Genomic DNA, 8,022 nt, shown 5'->3' with positions numbered 1-8,022 from the left:
GTGACTGATCTCGTCCAGGTCGGGAGAAACCGAGTGGAACAGTTCAGTGAGTTAGGGATCACTAGCCCAGATGAGATTACCGAAGAACGGCGTGCCGAACTCGAAGCCCTCCCTGGAGCCTCGTCATGGCACGTGGACCGGTGGATTGCTCATCGACAGGCTTTCGAAAACGATGAGGTCGTGATTCTAAACAAGTCCGCCTTCGACGACCTTCACGATACGAACCCGCTCCTCTTAGACATAGAGACGGATCTTCAGCAGGATCGGATCTGGCTGGTCGGCACCTACAGTTACCAGAACGATGCGTACCGACAATTCTTCGAGCCGGACGACGAGTCAGCACTCCTTCAGGAGCTGTCTGAGTACCTTGATGAGCACGGCTCCGAGCCAATCATCTACTACGGAGGGAACTACTTCGACGAACAGTGTCTCAGTCGCAGATTCGACGAACACGGCATCACTGAGGGGATCGACCATCTGGAGCGAGCACACGATCTCGGGATAACTTCCCAACAGGAACTCTTCGGGCCCTTCAATCGGCATAAATTGGACGTCGTAGCGAGCGCACTCGGCTTTGAATATCAAGACCCGACCGTCGATGGATTTGTGGTCGGGAGCAAGTACACGCGATATCTCCTCGACGGCGAAGAACCAGACTGGGATCGACTCAAACAGTACAATAACGACGATGTAACCGCGCTGAGAACAATCGTCGATCACATCAGATAGTAGGCTCGGGGAATATGCGGGGCCGTCAACCGAATTACGTGAGGGCGAGATCACCATGGGTTCGGAGAGTCTTAACCAACAATTGAGCCGTGATCCTCTGGACTGTTGGTTAATCCGACGATGCTGTCTGCCTTCCTCTCTGGAAACGTTCTCGGAAACGGTCAAACGATGGCAGAAATCCGTTGCCTGAGTCCGGTTCTACATACCTTCCAGCCCTTCCCTGAAACACGGAAGCGCCACGCCGCGGCTTATCGGGAACGTAGACAACTAGTCGAGTATGGGAGAACACTCAACGTCGAACCGATTGGCGGTGGATCAGCCGACACGGGGAGCTGACCGCAATCGGTCCCTCGCTGACCAGGCCGATCCGACTACAGACGAGATGCTGCTGCCACAGCTCGACGACGGCATCACGTTGCTCGACGTCGAGGGAGGCCGTGGCGTCCCGATCCTGCAGTCGCTCGTGCTCGACCATCTCCTCCTGCACGACGGGCCCGCCTTCTGGGTCGACGCAAATGGTCACGCGACAACGACGACACTCGCCCAAATCGCCCCTAGTCAACGGTTGCTCAACCGAATCCACGTGGCACGCGGATTCACCGCCTACCAGCACTACGGCGCCGTCTGTGGTCTCCCGTCAGCGGTGAATAAGGTAATCCAGTCGTCCACCGCCGGTTCTGGGGCGGCCGGTCGAGGGGAACCAAGTCGTGACGAGGACACGTCGCCCCACACGCCCGCGCTCATCGTCGCGCCGGCCGTCGACGCCCAGTACCGCGCCGACGATACCCTCGGCGAAACCCACGCGAGAACCCTTCAGGCTCGAACTCTTGCCCGGTTGGCGACCTACGCCGAGGGGTACGACATCCCGGTGCTCGTTACGCGAAACGAACGAAACGAATTCACCGAGCCAGTCGCGACGGTCGCCGACCACCACCTCGAGTGTGAGCAAACCCGGATGGGGCCACGGGTCGTCGGCGAAGACTTCGAGACGCTCGTCTATCCCGTCGACGACGGCGCGTACTACCAGACGACGTTCGCGTACTGGCGGCAGCTGCTCGCGGCACGCGCCACGCAGGTCGGCGTGGAACCGCCAACGTCGACGCCGTCGACGCCGACTCCGGAGGGTGTCGGGACAGGCGTCACAGCTGACGGTGAGACGGTGGCGGCCACTGCGGACCCCTTGCTCGATGCGTGGACCGCGACCGGGACAGGAGGCCGATAGCGATGGGGCGCACAAACCCGACGTACCGGGATGCGCTCCGGGCCATCGAAGAGCGGTGGGCAGAGTTCCGCCGGGCACTGCGGCGTCGCGACCAGCCGCGCTTCGACCGGCTGTTCGAGTACGCCCGCGAGCACGCCGACGCGAGCGGGCTGTTGAACCACCAGAACCCGCTGCTGCCGGCGCTGCTCAGCATCGATCTCGAACAGGAGGGACGCCTCGACGATCACGAGGAACGCCTATCAGAGCTTGAGCAACGGCTTTCTGAAACTGTGGTCGAACAGCAGCAATCGTCCGCCGAAGGTAACACTGGAGGTGTAGAATGACGGAGTTGACGACGATTGCCTTCGATATCGAAACGACGGGATTTCAGGCCGGTGATGAACTCACAGTAGTTGGGTTCGATTCAGCGGTCTCGTCGCGGGTATTTCTCCATACCGGGACGACACCAGAAGCAGGCCTCGCAGATCGGCTCAGCGACGCCCTCCAGACACCGGTACAGCTCTCACTCCATGACAACGAACAGGAACTCCTGAACGAACTAGCGACGTTCGTCACGTCGACACTCACCCAACGAGATGCAAAGCTCGTCGCATACAACGGTGAGCGGTGGAACGGGGGATTTGATCTCCCGTTCCTTCGTACACGGCTCTGTACGCACGGGCTCGAGTGGCCCTTTGGCACGTTGCCATACGTCGACGTGATGGATGTCTTCGAGACACGCTTCAATACGAGTGAAGACACACTGAGTGGCGTCTACGAGGAACTAATCGGCGCCGGATTGAACGACCTGGATCCATTCACCGACAGTAGCGAGGCAGTCACCGCATGGGAGGAGGGAGCCTACGAGCCACTCATCATCCACAATGTCGCGGATATCCGACGGACTCGAGCGTTGATGGAGCTTGCAGAACGGTATTGTTCAAAGTCAGATTTCTCTATGAAGTCGCTGGAGCCTATCGCCTGAAGAACTCGCTTCTCAGTGGGGGTTCGTAAAGGAAAGCACCCGGATGGTTCCTACGGTGGGTTACGACCTGCGTTGAGTGGTTCATACGAGTCCGTGTGGTAGGCGACCCGCCAGAGTTTAAGCACCGCGCGGGTGACCAATTCTTCAGGAGATTGTGAAATACAGGACGCTTCGACCTCGTCTGAATCAGAACTCGCGTTCGGCGGTGGATGATAGTGTTCTAATCCGGGGACGTGGATATAGTCTCCTGCGTGTGGGTGCTTCCCCCAGCGCAGATTCACCCCTTCCGTGTCCGTGTAATGGAACTTGTAATCATCTCGTGTCGTCCACTGGATATCGATCCGGGCGTCCTCGGCCCCACACAGTCCATCGTCAAGCATGACTTCGAGGACTGATGGATGGAGGTAGTCGTCGAGTTCAGGTGTTGCGAGCGGTTCCATCTCCTCGACGACATCACGAATCGTCAGTAGCACCGGCCGATCCGCAGCTCCCCGGAGCGTATGGGTTTCTGCTTGGTTAGGCGAATCCCGCATTGCTCAGGCAGGGACGCTGTCGTCAGTCGAGCGACGGTCACTATCGACGAACTGCTCGGCGTTGCCGATCGAGAGGGCAGCGTTCGCGAACGCGAGATTCCGTCGGAGCGTCTTCCACTCACGAATCGTCTCTGGGTCGATCTCGTCCTGTGACCCGGTCTCGCTGAGGGCCTGGTTCGTCTGGTTGACCGCCAATTCTTCGGGGGAATCAACACCGAATTCGGACCGATATTCGGTGAGCTGCTCGCGCATCTCCTGAATTCGGGTGACGAGTTCATCGGTCGAGACGTGCTCAAGGATGTCGGCAGCCTGTTCGACGACGAGTGATTCAGGTGAGCGCCGATAGAGCGTGCCACCCTGTTCGCCGGGTGTCGTCTCGACAAACCCCTCGTCTGCGAGTGTGTTCAGGTGCTTTCGAGCGGTCTTTGGAGCCGTCCGTGCATCGTCAGCTACGGCATCAGCTGAGACGGGGCTGTACGTATGCGCAACAACGTGTCGAATGCGCTCATAGGGTGTTGTTTCTGCTTCCCATTCCTCACCAACCGCTTCGTTGACGTCTGCAAACTCATCTGGTGGGTTTCGGTCGTTCATATAGAAACACACGGATCAGAGGAACATAGTTCTTTGGTCAAATACTATATTCCGCTCATGGAGAGTGCACCGGCTGAATCCAACCAGGTGAGTTCTGGAAAGCGAACGACGGAGGCGTGAGCGAGTAGGATGGGTACTATCGACTTCTGGACGATGGTCGCGTCCTGGGGTGGGAGGCAACCGCCGACGGCGGCGTCGCAACTAGCCGCGCTTCGACCGCTGTTCGAGTACGCCCGCGAGCACGCCGATGCGAGCGGACTGTAGAACCACCAGAACCCGCTGCTGCCGGCGCTTCTCAGTTACCTAAACTTGAGGACGTTTCTAAGCGAACACCCCCCTATTCTGACTGGTCCTCCTCAACGATTTCTTCGTGGTACTCTATGAACCGGTCAGCCCTCTCCTCATAATCGTCTTCATCAACGTATTGTCGCACCCCAAGAAATGGCTTCTTCCGTCTCACATCATGGGAGGACATCCTGATGCGGCGAAAATCCTCATCGCTCAGTGACTTCCCATTCAGCGGGTTGAGTTCACGGTCATCGGAAAGAAAACCGGACATAATTCCGGTAAAGCAGTAGAACTCGCCCAAACTGTACTCTGGCTCAATTGAGTACGGCTTCCCACGCATCTCTTGAATAATATCATGTTCTTGGTGGCCCCACCGTCCCCATCGGGTGCGGTGACCGTCTTTTTCCTGGATCCTGAAATAGATGTCAAACAGCCTGGGGAGCTCGTGATACGTCTTCAATATGCAGCGGTTGTAAATCGTGTCAAACGTGTCTTGGTATTTTTCGCTGTCCTTCGATACATCATAAGTCATCGCAGCAGCATTAAACCGCAGATTCTCTGATTCTCGTCGGACGGTTTCTAATACAGCGTCATTATCGGTGTCTCGGAGCGGGCTAACTGCATTCCATAACTTCGTGAATGCTCGAGCATCCTGGTTTTCAAATGCATATTTGAACATCCGGTGAGCTTGGTCCAACGCGACCTCGCTGTAGCTGGTGACGGAGTGGTCAAACCCGTCAATATCATCAAGCACGTCATAGTCTTTATTTTCTCCGTTTATTACGGAGAATTGGAAGTTCTCGAGGAGATGATCGGTGATTTCGATCGAGAAATTCTCAGGGAGGGTATCCTTCCGTAGTGCCAAAGCGAAATAGAACCGGGAATAGAGGTTCATATATCGTTGGTAGGCTCCAAACAGCTCCCTTTCTGCCGTCGTTTTGACGATGGCGTCAACTAAGTCTAAGATGTGGTTGGCGAATTCACGGTTCATCTCATCAAGCGACTCCTCGAAGACGCGGAACAAGATCTGATCAAGGTTATAGAATGGGAGATCGGCGTTTGTGTAGCGGTGTTCCTCGATTAGGAATCGAGCTTCCTCCAACTCGTTCAACGAATGAAGCACCACGTCTTCGTATTGTTCTAAGAAGTAGAGGAATGATCGTGTCTCTGCATTTCGGACGATTCGCTTGCCTTCTTGATCCATAAAATCGGTATACTTGTGGATGGTCTGGATAGTATCGTTTCGTCCTGTTCCCGGCCGGGTGAGTATGCTAGATGCGATGATAGGGTAGACTGATTCCATCTCCTTCTGGAAGAAGTCTGAATCAATGTGAAGGATTGATGAGAACTCCTGTAGCTGATCCCCGATTTTGACGCGGATCTCGACGGGGTGATCCGTCTCTTCATCTGGTTCGTCACTGTCTTCTTGATGGATTTCACCGATGCGTATGAGTTCAGAGACGCCATAGGCCAAAGTCGGGGTGTGTATGTCTGCGACTACTCCATCCAGATCAAGGTCCTCAGCTGTCAGAGAATCCTTTCCACCACCATAGTATGGATACAGTGTTTTCTGTGTTTCAACGCCCTCAGGTAGTTCATTTTCTAGGATCTGGTCGTATTCATATATCGTGACATCTTGATGGATTTTCTGGGTGATGTTGTTTTTCAATATGCTGTATGCTTCCTGGTCGGTCTCGTCGGTCAGCACCAGTGTAACAACTTTCCAATAGACAAACATTACGCCAAGAATAGTGACGGTGAAAAATATAGCAGGTAGATTCGGATTAATCCAATCTGTTCGGAGACCCGGATACAGGACCAAAATACCGATAATCAGGCTCCCAAGAAGTGAGTAAACGAGGATTGGTAGCACCATCGATTTCCGCAGGAACTGTTCTAACGCACCCTCAACAAGGCGGCTTCGTGAAACTATCTCAAGGAGAAAGACTAGAACGACGAAGCTGAGCCCGATTATCGTTGCATGGGTTTGCCACACAGTGCTGACAGCAAACCAGCTGGGGGTGGCGAACGGGGAGATATTCACTGCGGCAGTGAGAAGAAATGTACTAATCAACAGTAGAAGCGCTGTGGCTGATGTATATCGTCGCTCATAGAGGCCGTAGATGGTCTGTTTTAGTTCCTCTCTGCTGGCCCACGGTTTCGTCTCGGTGTTTTTCTGCAGTAATATGGAACCGCGATATGGGAAGAATCCTAGCCGGCGATAGACAGGTTTGAGCAGGCCTGTCAGTTTGAGAACGATCCATCGGCGTTTCCGCATTAAATATGGTTTTCTGATGAGTGCCCAGTAAGTTTTCGGAAAGTACTGGAACCCACTCTAACGTCTGATTCATCGGAAGATGGTGGACACAGATAGTCCCCCTCTGTATTCAACATCCTTTGTCAGGTTTTGAATAGATTAGCAGACTGGGTTAGCGGTATCTCATATTAGAAAGCAGACACGGATTTGGGAACGCATTCCGGAAAGGTACAAAACGGAGAAACAGACGGCATAGGGTCTGTTGAGCGTTCATGAGCAAATTTTCTGAATTCTGGAAATGACACGCCACCGCCTATTGACCGGCGACTCATGAAGTTTGGTAGAGAATGATCCAAAATGTCATTCAGTATTGACTTCCTGGACGACGGCCGTGTCCTGGAGTGGGAGACAACCGCCGACGGCGCCGTCGCGACCGAGCACGAAGACTACTCGCCGCGCTTCTACGTCGCTGCTCGCGACCCAGCGTCCGACCTCGACCTCACGACGCTCCAGTCGGTGTACGACCAGCACCCGGATGTCGTCGCGACCGAGATGGTTGCGCGACGGCCGGGCTTTCGACGAGACGAGGAGGCCGTTCTTGCGGTCGACGTTGCCCACATCGACCGTGTCACTCCACTCGCCCGGCAGGCACGCCAGCTGTCAGCCTTTCCAGTCGGGGATCTCGCCTGTTTCAACGTGGACTTTTCGCGAGAGTTCCGGTACTGTCTGGAGACCGGCGCCGATCCGACGCCGGCGAGCGAGCTGTCGACGCTCCGGCTCAGTATTCCGGTGACCGAAACGAGCTACGACGTCTACGAGGAACTGTCCGTCGCCGGCGACACCGTCACCGGCCCACCGACGGATATCCTGACCGCCGTCCAAGGGGCACTCGAAGCGCACGATCCGGGCGTCCTGGTCTGCTCAACCAGCGAGATCGTCCCGACCCTGTACGAGATGGCGACAGACGCCGGCGTCGACGACTTCTCGCTGAGTCGATGGCCGGACGTCGACTACCAGCAGCTCGCGAGCCGGTCGACGTACTCGAGTTACGGCCGCGTCGGCCACTCGCCGGCGCGGTACAACATCCCCGGCCGGGCGATCATCGACGAGTCGAACACGTTCTTCTACGGGGAGACAAACCTCGACGGCGTCCTCGACCTCGTGTCGCGCTCGAAAAAGCCCGTCCAGGAGCTTGCGTGGGCGTCGATCGGAAACGTGCTCACGGCGATCCAGATCTGCGAGGCCCACGACCGCGGGGTCCTCGTCCCGTGGAACTCCTGGCGCCACGAGTTCTACAAGCCGATGGGGACGCTTCACGACGCCGACCGCGGCGGCTTCATCTTCGCGTCCCGAGGTCGGCCTCCACGAGAACGTCCACGAACTCGACTTCTCCTCGTTGTATCCGAACATCATCTGTACCCGGAACGTCTCACCGGAC

8 protein-coding genes and 1 pseudogene are annotated in these 8,022 nt (G+C 56.1%); 6 read left to right on the top strand and 3 right to left on the bottom strand.

Annotation, left to right across the window (positions count from 1 at the left end):
* The 4 genes from ACP99_RS16830 to ACP99_RS16815 all read left to right on the top strand — a co-directional run.
* A partial coding sequence (locus ACP99_RS16830) for a ribonuclease H-like domain-containing protein (RefSeq protein WP_231554330.1) occupies positions 1-729 on the top strand: 729 nt, incomplete at its 5' end.
* A 382-nt stretch (positions 730-1,111) separates the two neighbouring features.
* Positions 1,112-1,951 carry a hypothetical protein gene (locus ACP99_RS16825; protein ID WP_049987706.1) on the top strand — a complete coding sequence of 280 codons (840 nt, stop codon included), beginning with the start codon at positions 1,112-1,114 and terminating at the stop codon, positions 1,949-1,951.
* Positions 1,952-1,953: 2 nt separating this feature from the next.
* A complete protein-coding gene (locus ACP99_RS16820) occupies positions 1,954-2,274 on the top strand; it encodes a hypothetical protein (RefSeq protein WP_049987705.1) in 321 nt (106 codons plus the stop codon).
* Complete coding sequence (locus ACP99_RS16815; RefSeq protein WP_049987704.1) at positions 2,271-2,915, top strand: ribonuclease H-like domain-containing protein; 645 nt, start codon at positions 2,271-2,273, stop codon at positions 2,913-2,915. The genes ACP99_RS16820 and ACP99_RS16815 overlap by 4 nt, the downstream gene beginning before the upstream one ends.
* 50 nt (positions 2,916-2,965) lie before the next feature.
* Here the strand turns inward: ACP99_RS16815 and ACP99_RS19605 are convergent, their stop codons facing one another.
* Together ACP99_RS19605 and ACP99_RS16810 are read right to left on the bottom strand one after the other, a co-directional pair.
* On the bottom strand, positions 2,966-3,448 hold the full coding sequence (locus tag ACP99_RS19605; protein WP_081927555.1) for a hypothetical protein: 483 nt from the start codon (positions 3,446-3,448) through the stop codon (positions 2,966-2,968).
* Positions 3,449-3,451: 3 nt separating this feature from the next.
* Entirely contained in the window at positions 3,452-4,039 is a 588-nt protein-coding gene (locus ACP99_RS16810) for a DUF7342 family protein (protein ID WP_049987703.1), read from the bottom strand.
* Between the two features lie 129 nt (positions 4,040-4,168).
* Here ACP99_RS16810 and ACP99_RS21290 point away from each other — a divergent pair, with 129 nt between their 5' ends.
* Positions 4,169-4,303: a hypothetical protein gene (locus tag ACP99_RS21290; protein WP_269319682.1), complete on the top strand. Its 135-nt coding sequence runs from the start codon at positions 4,169-4,171 to the stop codon at positions 4,301-4,303.
* Between the two features lie 73 nt (positions 4,304-4,376).
* On the opposite strand, the gene ACP99_RS16805 is transcribed toward ACP99_RS21290, so the two are convergent.
* On the bottom strand, positions 4,377-6,605 hold the full coding sequence (locus tag ACP99_RS16805) for a hypothetical protein (RefSeq protein ID WP_049987702.1): 2,229 nt from the start codon (positions 6,603-6,605) through the stop codon (positions 4,377-4,379).
* Between the two features lie 336 nt (positions 6,606-6,941).
* Between ACP99_RS16805 and ACP99_RS16800 the strand changes: the two are divergent.
* A pseudogene (locus tag ACP99_RS16800) lies at positions 6,942-8,022 on the top strand (type B DNA-directed DNA polymerase); the annotation flags it as partial.

Source organism: Halobellus rufus (genome assembly GCF_000739575.1).
Classification (GTDB): domain Archaea; phylum Halobacteriota; class Halobacteria; order Halobacteriales; family Haloferacaceae; genus Haloquadratum; species Haloquadratum rufum.
This window is presented reverse-complemented; position numbering and strand designations above follow the sequence as displayed.

Bases quoted from the DNA above. Each gene is read 5' to 3' on its own strand.
- ACP99_RS16820 (WP_049987705.1), top strand. From the start codon at position 1,954: ATGGGGCGCACAAACCCGACGTACCGGGATGCGCTCCGGGCCATCGAA.
- ACP99_RS19605 (WP_081927555.1), bottom strand. From the start codon at position 3,448: ATGCGGGATTCGCCTAACCAAGCAGAAACCCATACGCTCCGGGGAGCT.
- ACP99_RS21290 (WP_269319682.1), top strand. From the start codon at position 4,169: ATGGGTACTATCGACTTCTGGACGATGGTCGCGTCCTGGGGTGGGAGG.
- ACP99_RS16825 (WP_049987706.1), top strand. From the start codon at position 1,112: ATGCTGCTGCCACAGCTCGACGACGGCATCACGTTGCTCGACGTCGAG.
- ACP99_RS16805 (WP_049987702.1), bottom strand. From the start codon at position 6,605: ATGCGGAAACGCCGATGGATCGTTCTCAAACTGACAGGCCTGCTCAAA.
- ACP99_RS16810 (WP_049987703.1), bottom strand. From the start codon at position 4,039: ATGAACGACCGAAACCCACCAGATGAGTTTGCAGACGTCAACGAAGCG.
- ACP99_RS16815 (WP_049987704.1), top strand. From the start codon at position 2,271: ATGACGGAGTTGACGACGATTGCCTTCGATATCGAAACGACGGGATTT.